16 protein-coding genes are annotated in these 18612 nt (G+C 58.1%); 7 read left to right on the forward strand and 9 right to left on the reverse strand.

Going from position 1 to position 18612, the window contains the following annotated elements; genetic code table 11:
- Window positions 1–4: 4 nt before the first annotated feature.
- Genes VOY09_RS12450 through VOY09_RS12470 form a run of 5 tightly spaced genes read right to left on the reverse strand, consistent with a single transcriptional unit; the run spans window position 5 to window position 4958 of the window.
- Complete coding sequence (locus VOY09_RS12450; protein ID WP_322894278.1) at window positions 5–1318, reverse strand: TRAP transporter large permease; 1314 nt, start codon at window positions 1316–1318, stop codon at window positions 5–7.
- The gene (locus VOY09_RS12455; RefSeq protein WP_322894277.1) at window positions 1305–1874 is read right to left on the reverse strand and encodes a TRAP transporter small permease; all 570 of its coding nucleotides are present in this window, start codon (window positions 1872–1874) and stop codon (window positions 1305–1307) included. The genes VOY09_RS12450 and VOY09_RS12455 overlap by 14 nt, the downstream gene beginning before the upstream one ends.
- 9 nt (window positions 1875–1883) lie before the next feature.
- The gene (locus tag VOY09_RS12460) at window positions 1884–2960 is read right to left on the reverse strand and encodes a C4-dicarboxylate TRAP transporter substrate-binding protein (protein ID WP_322894276.1); all 1077 of its coding nucleotides are present in this window, start codon (window positions 2958–2960) and stop codon (window positions 1884–1886) included.
- A gap of 50 nt (window positions 2961–3010) precedes the next feature.
- Complete coding sequence (locus tag VOY09_RS12465; RefSeq protein WP_322894275.1) at window positions 3011–4156, reverse strand: CoA transferase; 1146 nt, start codon at window positions 4154–4156, stop codon at window positions 3011–3013.
- Window positions 4157–4160: 4 nt separating this feature from the next.
- Window positions 4161–4958, reverse strand: coding sequence for a citryl-CoA lyase (locus VOY09_RS12470; RefSeq protein ID WP_322894274.1), 798 nt, complete (start codon window positions 4956–4958; stop codon window positions 4161–4163).
- 116 nt (window positions 4959–5074) lie between these two features.
- Here VOY09_RS12470 and VOY09_RS12475 point away from each other — a divergent pair, with 116 nt between their 5' ends.
- From VOY09_RS12475 to VOY09_RS12485, 3 genes are all read left to right on the forward strand, one after another.
- Window positions 5075–5935 (forward strand): dioxygenase, encoded by an 861-nt coding sequence (locus VOY09_RS12475; protein ID WP_322894273.1) that lies wholly within the window; start codon window positions 5075–5077, stop codon window positions 5933–5935.
- A gap of 26 nt (window positions 5936–5961) precedes the next feature.
- A complete protein-coding gene (locus VOY09_RS12480) occupies window positions 5962–6756 on the forward strand; it encodes an IclR family transcriptional regulator domain-containing protein (protein ID WP_322894272.1) in 795 nt (264 codons plus the stop codon).
- Window positions 6757–6843: 87 nt separating this feature from the next.
- On the forward strand, window positions 6844–8292 hold the full coding sequence (locus VOY09_RS12485; protein WP_322894271.1) for an amidohydrolase family protein: 1449 nt from the start codon (window positions 6844–6846) through the stop codon (window positions 8290–8292).
- 1 nt (window position 8293) lies between these two features.
- Here VOY09_RS12485 and VOY09_RS12490 read toward each other — a convergent pair whose 3' ends face one another.
- A complete protein-coding gene (locus tag VOY09_RS12490; protein WP_322894270.1) occupies window positions 8294–9208 on the reverse strand; it encodes a hydrogen peroxide-inducible genes activator in 915 nt (304 codons plus the stop codon).
- Between the two features lie 128 nt (window positions 9209–9336).
- Here VOY09_RS12490 and katG point away from each other — a divergent pair, with 128 nt between their 5' ends.
- Window positions 9337–11511: a catalase/peroxidase HPI gene (gene katG, locus VOY09_RS12495; protein WP_322894351.1), complete on the forward strand. Its 2175-nt coding sequence runs from the start codon at window positions 9337–9339 to the stop codon at window positions 11509–11511.
- Between the two features lie 108 nt (window positions 11512–11619).
- Here katG and VOY09_RS12500 read toward each other — a convergent pair whose 3' ends face one another.
- The 3 genes from VOY09_RS12500 to VOY09_RS12510 form a co-directional block, all read right to left on the reverse strand.
- On the reverse strand, window positions 11620–12228 hold the full coding sequence (locus VOY09_RS12500) for a L,D-transpeptidase (protein ID WP_322894269.1): 609 nt from the start codon (window positions 12226–12228) through the stop codon (window positions 11620–11622).
- A gap of 160 nt (window positions 12229–12388) precedes the next feature.
- Window positions 12389–12754 carry a hypothetical protein gene (locus tag VOY09_RS12505; protein WP_322894268.1) on the reverse strand — a complete coding sequence of 122 codons (366 nt, stop codon included), beginning with the start codon at window positions 12752–12754 and terminating at the stop codon, window positions 12389–12391.
- Between the two features lie 177 nt (window positions 12755–12931).
- Window positions 12932–13252 (reverse strand): hypothetical protein, encoded by a 321-nt coding sequence (locus VOY09_RS12510; protein ID WP_323811282.1) that lies wholly within the window; start codon window positions 13250–13252, stop codon window positions 12932–12934.
- A gap of 583 nt (window positions 13253–13835) precedes the next feature.
- Here VOY09_RS12510 and VOY09_RS12515 point away from each other — a divergent pair.
- The 3 genes from VOY09_RS12515 to VOY09_RS12525 all read left to right on the forward strand — a co-directional run bounded on the left by VOY09_RS12515 (window position 13836) and on the right by VOY09_RS12525 (window position 18606).
- Window positions 13836–15707, forward strand: a complete 1872-nt coding sequence (locus VOY09_RS12515; RefSeq protein ID WP_322894266.1) for an ice-binding family protein — start codon at window positions 13836–13838, stop codon at window positions 15705–15707.
- Window positions 15708–15967: 260 nt separating this feature from the next.
- Window positions 15968–17242 carry a hypothetical protein gene (locus VOY09_RS12520; protein WP_322894265.1) on the forward strand — a complete coding sequence of 425 codons (1275 nt, stop codon included), beginning with the start codon at window positions 15968–15970 and terminating at the stop codon, window positions 17240–17242.
- Entirely contained in the window at window positions 17239–18606 is a 1368-nt protein-coding gene (locus VOY09_RS12525) for a M16 family metallopeptidase (protein ID WP_322894264.1), read from the forward strand. Before VOY09_RS12520 ends, VOY09_RS12525 begins: the two co-directional genes overlap by 4 nt.
- The last annotated feature ends 6 nt before the right edge of the window (window positions 18607–18612 follow it).

The following is an 18612-nucleotide window of genomic DNA, read 5'->3' on the forward strand; positions in this document are numbered from 1 at the left end:
CTTGTCAGCCGCGTGCGAGCCATGTCGCGATAGAGGGGAAAGCAATGATGATCACCAAGGTGAAAAGCATCGCAAGCACGAAGGGGAACGCCCCGCGAAAGATTTGCCCGACCTTCAGATCGGGATCATTCATCGCAGATTTGATCGTATAGACCGACAGACCAAAGGGTGGCGTCAGCAAGCCGATCTCGACCGCGATCACGGTGATGACGCCGAACCAGATCAGATCAAACTCGGCAGCAGAGGCGACAGGAAGCGCGATGGGCAACAGAATCAACATGATAGATATGCTGTCGATGATGCAGCCGAGCATGATCACCAAAACGACAAAGACCAACAGGAAACCGTAGGGGCCGAGCGGGCCTGACAGAAACAAATCCGCCACTTCGCGCGGCAGGCCCGACATCGCCAGCATCCGGCTGAAGAATGTCGCGGCCATGATCAGGATCAGGACAGAAACCGTGATCTGCCCGGTTTCGACAAGCAGGCTCCAGAAACTGCGGGGGTCCAGCGACCGCCGCGCGAGCGCGATGATCAGCGCACCGGCGGCCCCCACGGCACCGGCCTCGGTCGGGTTGAAGAACCCGGAATAAAGCCCGCCCAGCACCAGCCCCATCAGGGCAAGGATCGGGACAAATTTACCCGCCATCTGGAAGCCTGACAGGCGTTCAATCTCGCTTGATGTGGCAAGTGGTTCAAAGACGAAATCGCGCCGGAAGGTCGCCAGCAGGACGATGGTGACCGAAAACACCAGCGCCAGCAGGATGCCCGGCAGGATACCGGCCAGAAACATGCGCCCCACCGATTCCTCGGCCAGAACGGCATAGACGATCATCAACAGCGATGGCGGGATCAGCATCCCCAGCACCGATGATCCGGCAACGACACCTGTGGCGAATTCCTTGCGATATCCATGGCGCAGCATTTCCGGCACTGCGACGCGGGAGAAAACAGAAGCCGAGGCGATGGAAACCCCGGTGATGGACGCAAAGACGGCATTGGCGAATACTGTTGCTACCCCCAACCCTGCGCGGACCCGCCGCATCAGGTGCTGGAAGACGTCGAATGTATCCTTGCCCACGCCCGATATCGTGACCAACAGCCCCATCAGCACGAAAAGCGGCACCACCGCATAGAGATATTCGCGCAGTGAATCATTGGCGACAGCGCCTGCCATGCTCATCGCGACGGTGTCGTTACGCAGCAGCGTTACTCCGCCGAAGGACACGATCAACATGCCGATCGCGATGGGCATGCCCAGAATGATCAGCCCGATCAGCAGGGCGATGGCCAGAAGCCCGATTTCAAGCCCGGTCATTTTGTGGTCCTTGTATCACGATGCGCAGCGCCCCCAGCAGTTGCAGGATGAATTGCAGCCCGCCGATGACCATGCCCGCCAGAATTGCCGCGCGGAACGGCCATGTCGGCAAGGTCATGACGCCGGTGACGCCGATAAATTGGTTCGCGCCGATATCCCGCGTCAGCAGGTTGAGCGTGGCCAGCGCCATCACCCCGATCATCCAGATACCCGCCAGATCAAAAATCGCGCCCAGTGCAGCCCCCTTGCGCGGATGTTTTTCGCAAAAGCCGGAATAGAACACATCTGCCCGCGCCAGCCGGTCATGCCGGATCGTCGTCGCCAGTTGCAGATAGACGATCATGACGACCATCAGCGCGCCCAGTTCCGACACCAATGGCAGCGATGATCCCATGATATTGCGCGACAGCACATCGGCGCAGATCACGAGCATCAGCGCCACGATCAGCAGCGACCCAAGCGCACCCAGACCGTCCACCAGCGCACCCCAGGCACGCGCAATCAAAGGGATGCGCGCCCCATCGTCAGGGCGCGCGTTTTGGTTATATTCGGCCATTGTGGCGGATCACTCGGCCGACCAGTCACGCGCGGGGGTTTCACCACCGGCGCGCAACCCGTCCATATAGGCGGCCAGAAATTCGGCCGCAGGCAGACCGCGACCGTCATTCTCTGCCGCCCATTCACCGGCCAGATTTGGCAAAGCATCGACCCAGGCCTGACGCTCTGCCGGGTCCATTTCGACAATAGTCACGGGTGGGTTCTGCTCCGCACCCAAAGTTGCGATCTGTTCCATCGCGACTGCAGGACGGTCCATCATATCCTGCGCATGGGCTTCGGAATAATAAGCACCGGCATCCAGCATTGCCTGCTGCACTTCTTCCGGCAGGCTTTCCCAACGGTCGCGGTTGATCGCCACACCGCCCGAAAACACCGTGCCCATCTGCACGCGGGTCACATAGGGGGCGACCTCATAGATGCGCGTCGGCAAGGCACCCAAGGCCAGCGACAGCACGCCATCCGATACGCCGGTCTGGATATCGGTGTAGAATGTGGTCAGCGCGCCATCGACCGCACTCGCCCCGGTGCCACGCAGCCAAGTGCCGAGAACGCCGGGCGCGGAAATCCGCATCCCGTCCAGATCGGCCAAGGTTGCGACAGGTGTCTTGGTATAAAGGTCATAGCTGTCGGATGCCGTCATCCCGAGCATGACGATATTGTATTGTTCCCATTCGTTGCGGAACGCTTCGTTTTCGTTGAACAATTCGCGCATCACGCTCAGCTGCACCGGCACGTTGCTGGTAGCAAAGGGCGTATAGGCGGTCACCTGCGACAAAGGCATTTTTGCACCTTCGAGGTAGGAGAAGACCCAGCCGATATCGGTGATCCCCTGCTCGACCGATGTCAGCGTGGCATTGGCGCGATAGAGCGTGCCGCCAAACGCCTCATCCCATAAAATCTCGTAATTGCCTGCTTCCGCCAGAATGCGGTCGGTTTCGGCCATGAAATGGGTCTGGATCATACCGACCCATGGAATCGTCGTTGGGTGACTGGATGCCACCGTGAGCGAGATGGTTTCTTGTGCCGCTGCATATGTTGGCAGTGCCAGAATTGCGGCAATCGCCGTGGTGCGTAGATGTTTCATGAATTCCTCCCTTGGAAATGAATGGCCTGCCCTCCCGGCAGGCCGGTTTGTCAGCCAGCCTTGCGTTTGGCCAGTTCGTCGCGGATCGCGGCACCATGTTCATCCAGCGTGGGCGGTGCCATGACGCCCAGTTCAGGTGTACCGTCGAAATTGTAAGGCGCGCGGACAGTGGTGAATTTGCCCATCTCTGCATGATCGGCGGATACCGCGATCTGCAAATGTTGCGCCTGCGGGTCCTCCAATGCCTCGTCCGCATCATAGGCTGGGGAATAGGGAACCTCTTCCGCCTCGAACCTTGCGCACCATGCGTCGCGTGTGCGGGTCTTGAAGACAGGCGCAAGGATATCGATCAGATCATCCTGATGCTTGATCCGTTCCAGCCGTTCGGCAAAGCGGGGATCATCCAGCAATTGTTCCTGTCCTGTCGCGCGCAGCATCCCTTCCCAGAATTTGGTGGGCGATGACATGTGGAACGCGATCCATTTTCCGTCGCTGCATTCAAACGTATAGCTTTGCGACACGACCGGGCGCGACAGCGGCCCCATCACCTCACCCACGCTGTAATAATGGGTGAAGCTGTCGAGGTTGAAATGGCACATCGCCTCCAGCATCGAAATATCAAGCCGACGACCGATACCGGTGCTGCCGCGTTCGATCAGTGCCGCCATGATCCCCATCGCCGCATATTGGCCGGTCATCGCATCAGCCAGTGCAGGCCCGATCACGCGTGGATTGGTCGGTGGTGTGACCAGCCGCAGGAAACCCGATGCCGCCTGCGCGACGGTATCATAGGCAGGGCGATCCCGCGCGGGGCCGGAGGTGCCGAAACCCGAAATCGCGCAATAGATCAGATCGGGCCGGACCTTGCGCAGATCAGCCTCGCCCGCGCCAATCTTTTCGGCAACGCCGGGGCGGAAGTTCTGGATGAACACGTCTGCGGTCGCAATCAGGTCCTGAAACACCGCCAGATCATCAGCGTCACGGGTATCCAGCGCGATGGAGCGTTTGTTGCGGTTATAGGTCTGGTAATGCGGGCTGTAGAGTCCGCCTTTGAATGCGCGGAACGGATCACCGGTGCCGGGGCGTTCGACCTTGATCACGTCAGCGCCGAGGTCGGCCAGGTGCATCGCGGCGGCAGGGCCGGTGATATAGGTGCCCATTTCGACGACGCGGATGTTTTTCAAAATCTTGACCATGGGATCAGCCTTTCTGCGCGTCTTTGCCATCATAGGAAATGGCAAGATCGGCGTTATGGGACAGAATGAATCCGATAGACCGGCGCGATTCTTCCAGCAGATGCGCGGCCAGACCACCGGCGCGGGCGACCAAAGGCACGGCTTTCAGCGCATCGACTGGCCAGCCAGCGTCAAGGATCACCGCAGGGATCGCGCCGGAGACATTGACCGGCAGCGGGCGGTTGATGATCCGGGGCGCATGTTCGCCGAGCAAGCGCAGAATGCCGACATAGCGGCCAGACACCTCATGTTGGTCGCACAATTGCATCAGACGCAACGCACGTGGGTCGCCTTCGGAATGCTGCGGATGACCTAACCCCGGCACCTTGTCGCGGCGGGCTTTCAGGGCTTCCAGCGCTTCGATCACCGCAGCCTCATCGCCTTTGCCGTCCTTGTCAGCGGCGATGCGAATCTCTTCCAGAAAACGCCCGGCGACTTCCGTTGATCCGGCGACGACCGTGCCCATGCCGAGCAGACCGGCAGACATCGCGCCTTGCCAGGCTTCGGGTGCGGCGGCCAAAGTCATCCGCGCGGCCTGCACGCTGGGCACCAGCCCATGTTCGGCGATGGCGACAAGGCAGGCATCCAGCATCGCGCGCTGTTTCGGCGCGGGCTTTTCGCCCAGAACCAGCAGCCAGAAATACTCGGTAAAATCAATCTTGCCGATCAGATCATTGCACAGGTCATGGCCACGCACGGTGATAGAATCGGCATCCGAGGTGCAGATCGCGGTAAAGGCTTGATCGGTCTTCCCAATTCGCATGGCTCTTCCCTTTTTTCGATAGGCGCATAAATTTTCTCTTGCCGTAAGATACGACATGAAATAATCTTCCGTCAACCCCGCTGTTGCGGGATGTTTTATGTCTTTGGGAGGACGCTATGGATAAGCTTAATCAATTCACCCTGACCGAGGCGGTGAAAGAGTCGTTCAAGACCGAGGAAGGCACGCGGTTCAAATTCCTGCTGGAATCATTCATCGACCACCTGCATGACTTCACCCGCGAGACGAACCTGACACACGCCGAATGGATGGGCGTACTGAATTTCATGTATGATTGCGGCAAGATTTCCACACCGGAACGGCACGAATTCATTCTCGCCTCTGACGTGCTGGGGTTTTCGGCGCTGGTCGATATGATCAACACCCGTGGGGGCGGCACCGAAGGGTCAAACCTCGGGCCGTTCTATCTGGATGATGCGCCGGTCAAGGAACTGGGTGCCGATCTGGCGACCGACCGCGACGGTGTGATCATTCTGGCCAAAGGTGTTGTGCGCGATATTCTGGGCAAACCGCTAGCCGGTGCCATCGTGGATACCTGGCAGGCCGATGGGTCTGGCACCTACCCCATTCAGGAACAGGAACGCGGGCAAGACAAACACGATCTGCGCGGCAAATTCACCACCAATGAAAAGGGTGAGTATTTCTATACCACAGTGCTGCCCAAACCCTATACCGTGCCATTCGATGGCCCCGTGGGTGATCTGATGCGCGCGGGCAAACGGCACCCATGGCGTGCAGCGCATCTGCATTACATCCTGCGCGCGCAGGGCTACCGCGATATAACGACAGAGGTTTTCTTTGAAAACACCGAATATGTCGATAATGACGCGGTTTTCGGTGTGCGCAAATCCTTGATCACATCCCTGAAACCTGTGAAAAAGGGGCAGGATCTGGGTCTGCCGCTGGAACGCACGCCCGATGCCATGTTTGAATTCGATTTCGTCCTGTCACCGGAATGATCCCGCTGGCTTTACAAGAGGTTGCGGTGACAGACAGACCATCAGAATTTGTCGAAGCCCTGGCCAATGGGATGCGAATTCTGGAAAGTTTCGACGTCTCGCATAATGAAATGACGCTCAGCGAGGTCGCACGCCGCGCTGATCTGACCCCCGCCACGGCGCGGCGCAGCCTGATCACTTTGGTCACGCTGGGCTATGTCGGGCAGGTCGGCAAAAGGTTCCACCTGACGCCCAAGGTGATGGGGCTTGGCTCGGCCTTTTATTTCGCCGCTGGCATTGATCAGGCGTTCCAGACTGAATTGCGCGCCTTGGTGGAATTGTTCGGTGACGCCAGTTCAGTCGCCAGCCTGCAAGGCCATGACGTGCTCTATGTCGCGCATTATTCGCAACAACGGGCGCGCCGCGCCTCTGCTGTGGTGGGTGCGCGTTACCCCGCGCATGCAACGTCTTTGGGCCGGGTGTTGCTGGCGGGTTTGCCCGACGCAAGGCTGGACGCCTATTTTGCCGAAGTGCAGCCCGTCGCCCTGACCAGCCGCACGGTGACCAACCGCGATGAATTGCGCCGACTGGTCTACCGCGTCCGCGAACAGGGTTTTGCGACCACGGTGGATGAATTGGATTACGGCGTCACGGCGCTGGCCGTGCCGATCCGTGGCGCGCAGGGGCAGACGGTCGCGGCGCTGAATTCATCAGGCTATAGCGGGCAGGTCACGCCGGACATCTTGGTTGCGGAGCGCTTGCAGGAACTGCGTGCAGCGGCGTCAAGGCTCAGCCAGAATATCGCCCGCAACCCGGTGCTTGAATCGACTTTGTCAGCCTAGGGCGATTTGCCGGGGCTGACTGAATTTATCTTGAACAGACCGCGAATAATTTTTCGTAAAGCGAAACATGGAAAGGGAGGAGACCCCATGTGCAAACTCTGCAAGACAAATGCCGTGCATATGCCCGCGAGTGAGGGCAGCCCGTCACCCCGGCCAAACCGCAAACACCAGCCGATGCCTCAAGGGGTCGGCGCACCGGGGCGCAAAACGCTGATCAAAGGCGGCTATGTGCTGTCGATGGATGAAGCGGTCGGCAATTTCACCAAAGGTGATGTCCTGATCGAAGGGTCCAAGATACTGCAGGTCGGCGCGGATCTCGACGCGGGCGATGCCGCTGTCATAGATGCGACCGGCCATGTCGTGATGCCCGGTTTCATCGACACCCATCACCACCAGTTTGAAACCGCTTTGCGCGCTTTTCTTGCCGATGCGGTGCTGATGAACGATGGCCGTCCGGGGGGTGAGTTCAATTATTATGAGATGATCCTGCAGAAATTCTCGATGCTCTACAGCCCCGAGGATGTCTATATCAGCGAACTCTTCGGCGGCTTGTCGCAGCTGGATGCAGGTGTGACCACGGTGATGGATGTCAGCCAGATCCACCATAGCCCAGAACACTCCGATGCGGTGGTCAAAGCGTTACATGACACGGGCCGTCGTGCCGTGTTCGGCTATTTCGAAGGCTGGGGCGAAAAGGCGCAATATCCCAATGACGCCGCGCGGCTGCGCAAGGAACATTTCAACAGCGATGACAGCCTGCTGAGCATGGTTATGGGCGGAGAGATTTATCTGCCCGGTTATGAGGAAAGCTGGCGGATTGGCCGGGAGCTTGGATTACCGATTGCCCTGCATGTCGTCGGCACCTTCGGGATGGTCCCGACCTTTGATGCTTTGGCGACGGCGGGGCAGTTCGGGCCGGACAATATATTCATTCATATGACCGGCATGTCCGATCTCGCTTGGCAACATGCGGCGGATGCAGGCGCGCATGTGTCGCTGTCGGTGCCGATCGAAATGCAGATGCGCCACGGCACGCCGCCGACGCAGAAAGTGCTGGATATGGGGATGACCGCATCGCTGTCGACGGATGTCGAATGCACGATGACGGCGGATATGTTCACGCAGATGCGCAGCCTGATCACGTCGCAGCGGATGTTCTGCAATGAAAGGGCATTGCTGGGCGAGGAATATCCGCAACTCCTGAGTGCAATGGACGCAATCCGCTTTGCCACGCTGAACGGGGCCAAGGGGCTGCGGCTGGACCACAAGACCGGGTCGCTGACGCCGGGCAAAGAGGCCGATATCATCCTGCTCGATGCCCATGCGCTGAACGTTGCACCGCTGAACCATGTGGCGGGGGCGGTGGTGACGCTGATGGAACGGTCCAACGTCTCCACCGTGATCTGCGCCGGACAAATGCGTAAATGGCAGGGCGAGTTGCTGGGCCATGACATTGACGCTTTGCGGGGCAAGCTGGAAGCCAGCCGCGACGGGCTATTCGCTGCCGCCGGGATCGAACAGAACCTGTTCCGCTAAGTCAAGTGGCGCGGGCCGCGTCGCGTTTTTGCAGACCGGCTTGGCGGATGATTTCGCCAAGTTGAGCCAGTTGGTTAGAGAGCGGGTTGGTATTGCGCCAAACCAGCCCGATGCTGCGCTTTGGCGCGGGGTCAGCGAAGCGCGCGACACAAATCCCCCCTGCCCTTTGTTCCAAGTTCATTGCAATTTCGGGGATCAGCGTCACCCCCAGCCCCGCGCCCACCATCTGCACCAGTGTCGACAGCGAACTGCCCTCCATCACCTGACGCGCCTGCACTTGCGTGATGTCGCAGAACGACAGGGCCTGATCGCGGAAACAATGGCCTTCTTCCAGCAGCAAGAGCCGCATGGATTGAAGGGATTTCGGGCTTGGGACCTTTTTATCGGCTTCGGACAGCGGGCGGACCAGCACGAAATCCTCCTCGAACAAGGGTAATTCGCGCAGGTTGGGTTCCGAGATCGGCAGCGCCACGATAGCCAGATCAAGCCGCGCTTCCAGCAAATCCTGTATCAGCGCATTGGTGACAGATTCGCGCAGTTCAAGCGTGACACCGGGATAATCTCGCGCCAACCCGGCGACGATATCGGGCAGCAGATAGGGCGCAATCGTTGGGATGATCCCCAGCCGCAGCGCGCCGGACAATGACGCATCGGAGGCGCGGACAAGATCACCCAATCCCTCGACCTCCGCCAAAATCTTGCGGCCTTGGCGCAGCAGTTCTTCGCCCGTCGCGGTCAGATGCAGCTTGCGCGATCCGCGTTCCACCAAGGGCGTGCCGAACATATTTTCCAGTTCCTTGACCTGCAAGGATAAGGCCGGTTGCGAGATCGCACAGGCATCCGCCGCCCGGCCAAAATGCTGGTGCTTGGCCAGAGCCGCGAAATATCGCAGCTGTTTGAGGGTCACATTTATCATAATCTTAGCTTATCGAAATCAATAATTTATTCAATTGGAATTTATGATAGGACTGGGGTATGGCAATCCCTGTAATCAAACTGACATGACCGCATGGCAGCCTGATCCGAAACAAGGAGAAGACGATGATGGACGGAAACAACGTGAACCGCAGTGGCGGTTGCCCCGTGATGCACGGCAGCAATGCCGAAGTAAAAGACGGCACAGCAACAAAGTGGTGGCCCAATGGCCTGAACCTCAGCATCCTGCATCAGCATGGCGCGCGCAACAATCCGATGGACGCTGATTTCAACTTTCGCGAAGCAGTGAAATCGCTCGATTATGAAGGCGTGAAGGCTGATCTGCATGCGCTGATGACGGACAGCCAGGATTGGTGGCCAGCCGATTGGGGCCACTACGGTGGTCTGTTCATCCGTCTGGCATGGCATGCGGCAGGCTCCTACCGCCTTGGCGACGGGCGCGGTGGTGCTGGCACCGGCAACATCCGTTTCGCGCCGCTGAATTCCTGGCCTGACAACGCAAGCCTTGATAAGGCGCGCCGCCTGCTTTGGCCGATCAAGAAGAAATACGGCAACGCCCTGTCATGGGCTGACCTGATTATCTTGTCGGGCACGGTGGCTTACCAGTCCATGGGTCTGAAAACCTTTGGTTTCGGCTTTGGCCGCGAAGATATCTGGGCACCCGAAGAAGACATTAACTGGGGCAGCGATTCCGTCCTTCTGGCACCGACAAACGAGCGTGTGGCAGATATCAATGAACCCAACACCATGTATGACCCGCTGGCCGCATCCCACATGGGTCTGATCTACGTGAACCCCGAAGGTGTGAACGGGAACCCCGACCCGGCGCTGACTGCGAAATATGTGCGCATGACCTTCCTGCGCATGGCGATGAACGATGAAGAAACCGCAGCGCTGACTGTGGGTGGTCATACTGTCGGCAAATGCCACGGGATCGCCGCCGATATCGGCGCGACCCCCGAAGGCGCGACAATGGCCGAGGCTGGCTTTGGCTGGGATAATCCTGCGTTCAACGGCAAGGCGAATACCGCCCATACCTCTGGTCTGGAAGGCGCTTGGACATCCAACCCGACGCAATGGGACAATGGTTATCTGGACCTGTTGTTCGGCTATGAATGGGAAATCACCAAATCCCGCGCCGGTGCCTTCCAGTGGGAGCCGATCAATATCCGCGAAGAGGATAAGGTTCCCGATGCGTCCGACCCAAGCATCCGGCACAACCCGATCATGACCGACGCCGATATGGCGATGAAGGTTGACCCGATCTACCGCGAGATTTGTGAGCGGTTCCACAAAGACCCGGCCTATATGTCGGAAACATTTGCACGCGCATGGTTCAAACTGACCCACCGCGACATGGGGCCAAAGGTCAACTACTACGGCCCCGATGTCCCGTCCGAAGATCTGATCTGGCAAGATCCGGTACCGGCTGGCAATACGGGCTATGACGTGGATGCGGTCAAATCCGCCATCGCTGCCAGCGGTATTACGACGGCCGAAATGATCGCGACAGCTTGGGACTCTGCCCGGACCTTCCGTGGGTCGGACAAACGCGGCGGCGCGAATGGCGCGCGTATCCGTCTGGCCCCGATGAAGGATTGGGAAGGCAATGAGCCTGCCCGTCTAGCCAGGGTTCTGGCGGCGTTGGAGCCGATTGCCACACAACATGGCGCATCGCTTGCCGACGTCATCGTGCTTGCGGGTAACGTCGGTGTGGAACAGGCGATCAAGGCCGCCGGTCACGATATGGCCGTGCCTTTCGCGCCCGGTCGTGGTGATGCCAGCGATGAGCAGACCGATGGCGAAAGCTTTGCTTCGCTGGAGCCTTCGTCGGATGGGTTCCGCAACTGGCACATGGATGCGGTGCAATCCAGCCCCGAGACCATGATGCTGGACCGCGCGCAATTGCTGGGTCTGACCGGCCCGGAAATGACTGTGCTGGTGGGTGGTCTGCGGATGCTGGGCACCAATCACGGTGGGTCCAAACATGGCGTATTCACGGATCGTGAAGGGCAGTTGACGAATGACTTCTTTGTCAACCTGACCGACATGGCCTATAGCTGGCACCCCGTCGCAGGCGGCACGTTTGAACTGCGCGAGCGAAAGACAGGTGCGGTGAAATGGACTGCGACCAGTGCTGATCTGGTGTTCGGGTCCAATTCGATCCTGCGCGCCTATGCTGAAGTCTATGCGCAAGACGACAACCACGCCAAATTCCTGCGGGACTTCGTCGCCGCATGGACCAAGGTGATGAACGCAGATCGTTTCGATCTGGTTGCCTGAATGAGCATCGGTTCAGGCAGTACCGCTGCCTGAACCATTCTTTGCAGAACATTACCCCTGTTGCGGCCAAAGGCCTCCACGGGCGTGTGTGCCGAACGAAAATATCGATCAGTAAATTGCGGCGAAACGCTCAGGCGCCAGTGACGGCAGGACCCGCACGTCGACGCCATGCCGCACGCGCCGGTGCAGGTCGATCACGTCGTGATCCAACAAGCGGATACAGCCCGAAGACGCAGCCTTGCCCAGATATTCCGGCTCGCAAGCACCGTGGATGCGGTAGAGCGTGTCTTCACCATTCTGGAACAGATAGAGCGCCCGTGCACCCAAAGGATTGCCCGGTCCGGGATCCATCCCACCATTGGCCACTGAATATGGCTCAAGCTCTGGTTGGCGCGCGATCATCTCCTCCGGCACCCGCCAGCGTGGCCATTCGCGGCAGAATTGCAGACGCGCCGTGCCATGCCATGTAAACGCATCGGCCCCGGTGCCTGCGCCATAGCGCATCGCGCGGCCATCTTTACCGATCAGATGCAGATAGCCCGCATTCGGGTCGACAACGATGCTGCCCTCGGCGTCATTGGGAAAAGGGTTATCGACCTCTTGCCGCCATAGCCGTGGATCTACGACGTTTTCCGGCACGGCCGGTATCGGAAATGGCTCATCCGTGATGGCACCGTAATGCGCGGGCAAGAATGGCATCACCGGTGGCTCCGGCATGATAAGGTCATCTTCGGCGATAGGGCTGTTTTGCGGATGGACTGCGCAAGCTGAAAGCATAGCAACAGCGCCTCCGGATAGGAGGTGGCGTCGGGTAATCATGGGGTTGGTCCTTAGTGCTGATAATCGTTGGATGCCGCGCATCGCGCGGCGGCGATGATCAGCTCAAGCGCGGCGGCTCTGTATAACCGGTTGCTGCAATCCCCTGCGGCAGCATGACTTCACCGAAGTAGGCGACCTTTTCGATCAAACCATCGCCATCCATGATTGCGACCCGCTGCCAGACAAGGTCTGAGACACAGGATATCCCGGCCAGAACCGCGATCCGACAGCGTTTCGATTTGATGGTGATCTTGTCAGTCTCAGCGCTGGCGTCGATCAGAACCGGTGATGCACCTGCCGCAAAGCTGGCGATATCGCGGTTATCCGATTCCTGTACGTCGGCGATAGAAGCCAAAGCATTTGCCCATGCGCCCCAAGGCAACATGACCAGAACAAGACCATAGACCAAGATATAGCGCAGCATTCCCATATCCACATCGCTATCCGGGCAACTGGCAAAGCGCAACGAACAGACAGCGTTCGACCTGTCAATTCTACGCGATGGGTGCCACGCCACAGATTTTCGGGACCTTATCGACCCCAGCATGTTCATTGAAAATAAACACAAACCCCCTGCTCTTTTGTTAAACTTGATCCTGCGTCAATCACCGCCCATAGTGTTCCTGTCTGACGACAAGACAGTGGCAGTAAGAGTATCGCAGGCCCCAAGCCTGAGACGTTTTCGAGTATTGGCTACATTCCCGATACGAAAACAATCTGTGTGCTGTGAACGCTGGTGGCCCAATCCGCGCAACACGCCACCTAGCCTGGCACCGGCGATGCTCGGCCCGTTGTCTTCTGCGTAAAACCGCAGTTGCAGGGCTTCTGCCTGATCCGCCGTCGGCAGAAATCTTTTATAAATCACTGAGTTTACCCGTTTTTGACCTTTAGTAATCACCTCTATTGTTTCGATATTAGGCACAAAATCGCTCCTGAAAACTTTACCCAAGCCGCCGTTCGGTTCGATGCGGTGACCACGCGCCTGCGACAATGGTCCCGCCGACGAACGCCACCAATCGTGTCAGCGACGACAAGTTGACAGATTTTTCCGACCCGCTTTCGTCCGTGACGCATCGGGGCTCACTCGCGCAATTGCTCAAACAGCGGAGAATGGGACTCCACACCAAATTCACCTTGCTTTTTCAGCAAAATCCATGCGTGAGTGGACCTGCAAATATATCAGCTAAAGCTCTGAAGAACTTCTATTTTGCTTTGTTTTTCTAGATTTACTCCTGCCGTCATTCCGTAATTCGACGTCTTGATCCGTTCCTGTCGTATCTGCTTCGTCCAACCCAATCGTTAACATTGCGCGGAACAGCCAGTGACATGGGCACGACCACCCACGCTGTGGTGTGCCGCGCGCTTTCACAGGGAGATCTAATTTCATGACAACACTCATAAAACATGGTGGTTTTCGTTTGAGTTCAGGTGCCCGCCTTTCCGGATCAGTCGCGTTTTCGGCGATGACAGCATTGTCGTTGGCCGTCACCACGTCGTCAGTCTTGATGGCTCAGGATCTTCAAAGCTTTGCTATCGTTTCTGGTCAGTCGGTAACCAACACCGGTGCGACAACCATCACAGGAAACATCGCTATCAGTCCGGGCATTTCCTATACCGGGTCAGGCACCGTGACGCAGGATGGTGCCGTTTTTCTGGCGGATGCGGTCGCGGTGCGGATCCAGAATGATCTGGTGACGCTTTACACATTTCTGACCGGACGTCCGACCTCTGCCGGTGGCAATCTGTCCGGACAGAACCTTGCCGGGATGGTTTTGTCGCCGGGCGTTTATAACTTTGACAGCAGTGCTAATCTTGCATCAAACGGGGTGCTGACGCTGGATGCAGGCGGCAATGAGGATGCTGTTTTTATCCTCAATATCGGGTCCACATTGATCGCGGAAAGCGGATCAGAGGTGCAGTTGATCAATGGCGCGCGGGGCGGCAATGTCTTCTACCGTGTCGGAAGTTCCGCCACCTTGGGTGACGATGCAAAGCTGCAAGGGCAAATCGTTGCGCTGACCAGTATTTCGATGAATGCGGACGCACAAGTCGCCTGCGGCGCCGCATTGGCCCGCAACGGATCGGTCACGTTGATCGAGAATACGATCCAGATCTGCACCCTGACCGTTCCTGATCTGGCCGAGGTTGCCGCAAACCCGACTCTGCCACCAAGCCAGCAAGCGGTCGCCGTTGCCCTGTCCGAATTCATCGGAACTGGAGGCGTCCTGCCAATCGGTCTGGCGATCATCGCAGCGACGCAAACACCCGAGGAACTGGCAATCAGCCTGTCGCAATTATCGGGCGAGGTATCGACCGGGCTTGCCCCGATGGGGCTGCAATCGATGGGCGGGTTTCTTGACGTGGTCATGGGGCGTGGCCAACGCCCCAGCGTGCAGACGATCGCACCACGCGATGAAGGCGTGCCCGCAGGCATGGTGCCTGACAAGATCAACGCGCCATATCTGCCCGGTAAATTCAACGCTGCAGATACATCGGTTACACCACAACCCATGGCGTTCAGCGCCATGCTGGCCGAGCAAACCACCCCATGGAATGTCTGGGCCGCAGCCTATGGTTCGCGCAACATCATTGACGGTGACAGCGGTCTTGGCGTGCGGGAGCGAACCTCGGACACGCGCGGTATCGCCGTGGGCATGAACTACGCACTGCAGACCAATCTGGATCTCGGTGTCGCGCTCTCTTGGAACACCGCTGATTTTGCGCTCGATAACGATGCGGGAACAGGCACGAGTGACGCGATTTTTGCAGCTTTGCGCGCGCGATCATCGACCGTGTCTGGATATGTAGAAGGCGCTGTCGCTTATGGGCGGCATGATCTGACCACGGACCGCAATGTCACCATCGCGGGCTTCGACCAGTTGCGTGGCGAAACCGAAGCCAATCATTTCGCCGCGCATGTCGAAGCAGGCTATCACATGGGGATTTTCACGCCCTTCGTCGGTCTGCGCGCGCAGTCATTCAGGACCGATGCCTATGCCGAAACGGCCACGACGGGCGTTGATACTTACGCGCTGAGTTATGCCGCACATACGACGCATTCACTGCGCAGTGAACTGGGTGTTGATATGCAGTGGGCGCGTGAGGATATCAGCGGTCGGGCGACAACGCTGGGATTGCGGGCGGCCTGGGCCCATGAGTTCCGCAATGATGACCCGGCTTTGGGGTCGTTGGTCACAACACCTGCACTCAACTTTCCAGCCAGTGGCGCGACAAGGGATAGCGATTCCCTGTTGCTGTCGGCAAGTGTTGGCTCCACAGCGGCGACCGGTCTTTTTGTCGAAGGCGGGGTGAACATGGAATATTCCCAGAATGCGCAGGATTTAGGTGGCTCCGTCACAATCGGATATCGCTGGTAACCCAAGCGCGACGATGCCGCGCCATGTCAAAAGACATCTGGCGCGGCAATTGCTGCTTACGTCGCAATCGACAGCTTTACGACATTGACGGCACAGAAAATTCGCGCAAAGGTTGTATTGCGCGTCTTCAGTAGTGGCATGTTCTGAATAATAACCATCCGTTCTGATAACGTCGCAGCAGGCTGTGAGATGGGTTAACGTGGATGTTTTTGTGCGATAAGATTGCGGCTTGGCGGATAACCACACGTCGCCTTATCATTTTGGGTATTATTTTCAGTCTGTTGCTGACTGGTGCTGCGATCTTTGCAACTCTGCCCCCAAGCGCGACCAACGTTTATGTCGTGCAGATCGCTGACAGCCCTGTTGTTGAGGTGACAGTGGTGATCCCTTATCCAACAGGGAACGGCCCGCTGGCCCATTACACCGAACATCTGGTCTGGTTAAACACCATCGGCCGAACAGCCCGCGCCGCAGACCGGCATACCAATGCCTGGACCAATCCGCAGGCGATCGGCTATGAGTTGACCGGCGACAGCAAGGATTTGGCCGATCTGCTGGGTACCCTGTCCGGCATCTTCGACCCAATTGATCTGCAATCGTCCTTTGCTGCAGAAGAGCGTAGCATCATCCTGCGTGAATATGAGTATCGCATTGTCGGCAACATTGATGCGCAGGCGGCAGAGGCGCTGGATGCGTTTCTTTATGCGAGTAACGCTATCGCGGCTTCGGTGATCGGCACGCCCGCTCAGATCAATACGCTCGATGATGCTGCCGCCCGTGACTTTCAGGCGCAAACGCATCAGCCTGAAAACGCGCTGCTGGTGGTGACCGGCGCTGTCACAGAACGGCAGGTCAGTCGCGCATTGCGCGCAGCGGGCTGGCCACGCCCGCCATCGGACCGATCCGCACTGACACCGCAGCCATTTGATCTGGCGGAAATCGCACAGAAGCAGTTGCGCTATCCTATGCCTGACGCGGCCCCGCGATTGCTGTGGCGGCGGGTAGTGGATTTACCCGATTCGGTGCCGTTCGATCTGCTGGAGGCGGAACTTGTCTTGCTGGCCGACATTCTGAACAGCAACCTTCCGGGCGGCCTGGCCGGTCCTTTGCAATATGATGCCGCCATTGTCCGTAGCTTCGAGCTTCAGATCTGGCCTATTGACGAGGACAGTATCGAGATCAGCTTTCGTGCAGCGCCAGATTCAGATGTCACCCTGACTACCTTGCAAGCTGTTTTTGAGGCCGAACTGTCCGGCATCGCCGCTGCGGGTATCCCTCGCGACACTTACGCCCGCGTTCTGGCGCGTTCTGATGACTACTGGCCTGACTGGGCCGACGAGGATGAAACTGCCGATTGGATGGCTGATTATGTCATCGACCGCGTCACCAACCTGCAACAACCGTTGAGCCGGCGCGCATTAAAACCCCTGAAGAACGCACTGTCCCTCACCACATCCAACACGCTTTTGCGCCAACTTGCCACCGAAGGGCGCAGCGCCAGCGCCTTTATCGGACCAGAGGAAACCTTTGAATGATACGTCATGTTGTCCTGCTTTTCGCTTTGCTTGCCCTTACGGCATGCAAAGATGAAGGTCCGAATGCCGCCACCCAGACCAGCGCGAATGGGGTGCCATTCACGCTGATCACTTTGCCCGAACATGAGTACGTGTCGATCCAGATCGCATGGGGCAGCGATTGGGCTTATCGTGCCGAGACCAACAAAGCAGCAGCCATTGTCGGCACGCATCTGATCCTCGCAGGCGGTGCGACGGGCTATCCCGCCGGTGCCGTGGCCGAGCGTTTGGCTGATATCGATTCTGACGGCGTCATCTACGATTCTGTTAACGATCACATCATCGGTGAGTTGACATTTACCCCTGAAAACATGGACGAAACGATCCAGATCGCCAATGCCCATCTGCGTGCACCGAATCTGGATACAGTCTGGTTCGACCGGATCAAGGATGAAATTGCCCAAAATATCGCCGAGGCGCAGGCCCGGCCCGACAATGCCGGGTTTGACGCAATGCGCTGGGCCGTTTTTGGGGATCAGCCATTGCGCAATGCGCTGTCGTTCGACGATCCCGAGACATTCGCACGATTGACCATCGATGATGTTGCCGCTTGGCATCAGGAGATTTTTACACAATTCCCCACAGCTGTGGTGATCGCCGGTGACATTGACGCCGATGCAGCGGGCGCGGCGCTGGATGCGCTGCTCTTCGGGTTGCCAGCAACGCAACGCCCCTTGCATCGTGAGGCCACACCGGATTTCACCCCACGCCGGATATTGCTGCATGTACCTGATGCTGAGGTGACAACGCTCGCATTCATTGCACCCATTTCACCGACGAACCAAGGTGGCGAGATTGAAGATATGATCTTGGTGCAAGCCCTTGGCGGCGATGATGACCAAAGCGTTTTGTTCAATGCTGTGCGGACCGACTTGCGCGCCAGCTACGGTTTCGGCGCAGATATTGCCAATTATACCCGGGCGCATCGAATCCTGTTCATGACCGGACAGGTGGAGACGGAGAAGCTGGCGCAAGTGGAAAGCACCGTGCGTACGGCCTATGCGACCTTTCTGCGCGATGGTCTGCAAGGATCGCTGGACGAACGCAAAAAGCCATTGGAGACATATTTTGCCGAAATGCCTGAATATGTCGTCGATCAAGCCCAGTCTGAATTGCAAAGTGCGCTTGACGATTATCCGCCAGGGCGGTCGTTGGACTTGGTCACAGAATTGCAGGCTGTCACAGCCGAGAGCCTGATGGCGCGCTTGGCCACAGCCTTCCCCGCGCCGGACGCGTTGAGCTTGATCGCGATCTCGCCTGATGCGGATGCTTTGGCCGGTGCCTGTGTCATCACGTCACCGCGTGAGGCGGTCGATTGTCCCTGACCCAAA

The organism is Yoonia sp. 67-2 (genome assembly GCF_035117555.1).
Classification (GTDB): domain Bacteria; phylum Pseudomonadota; class Alphaproteobacteria; order Rhodobacterales; family Rhodobacteraceae; genus Yoonia.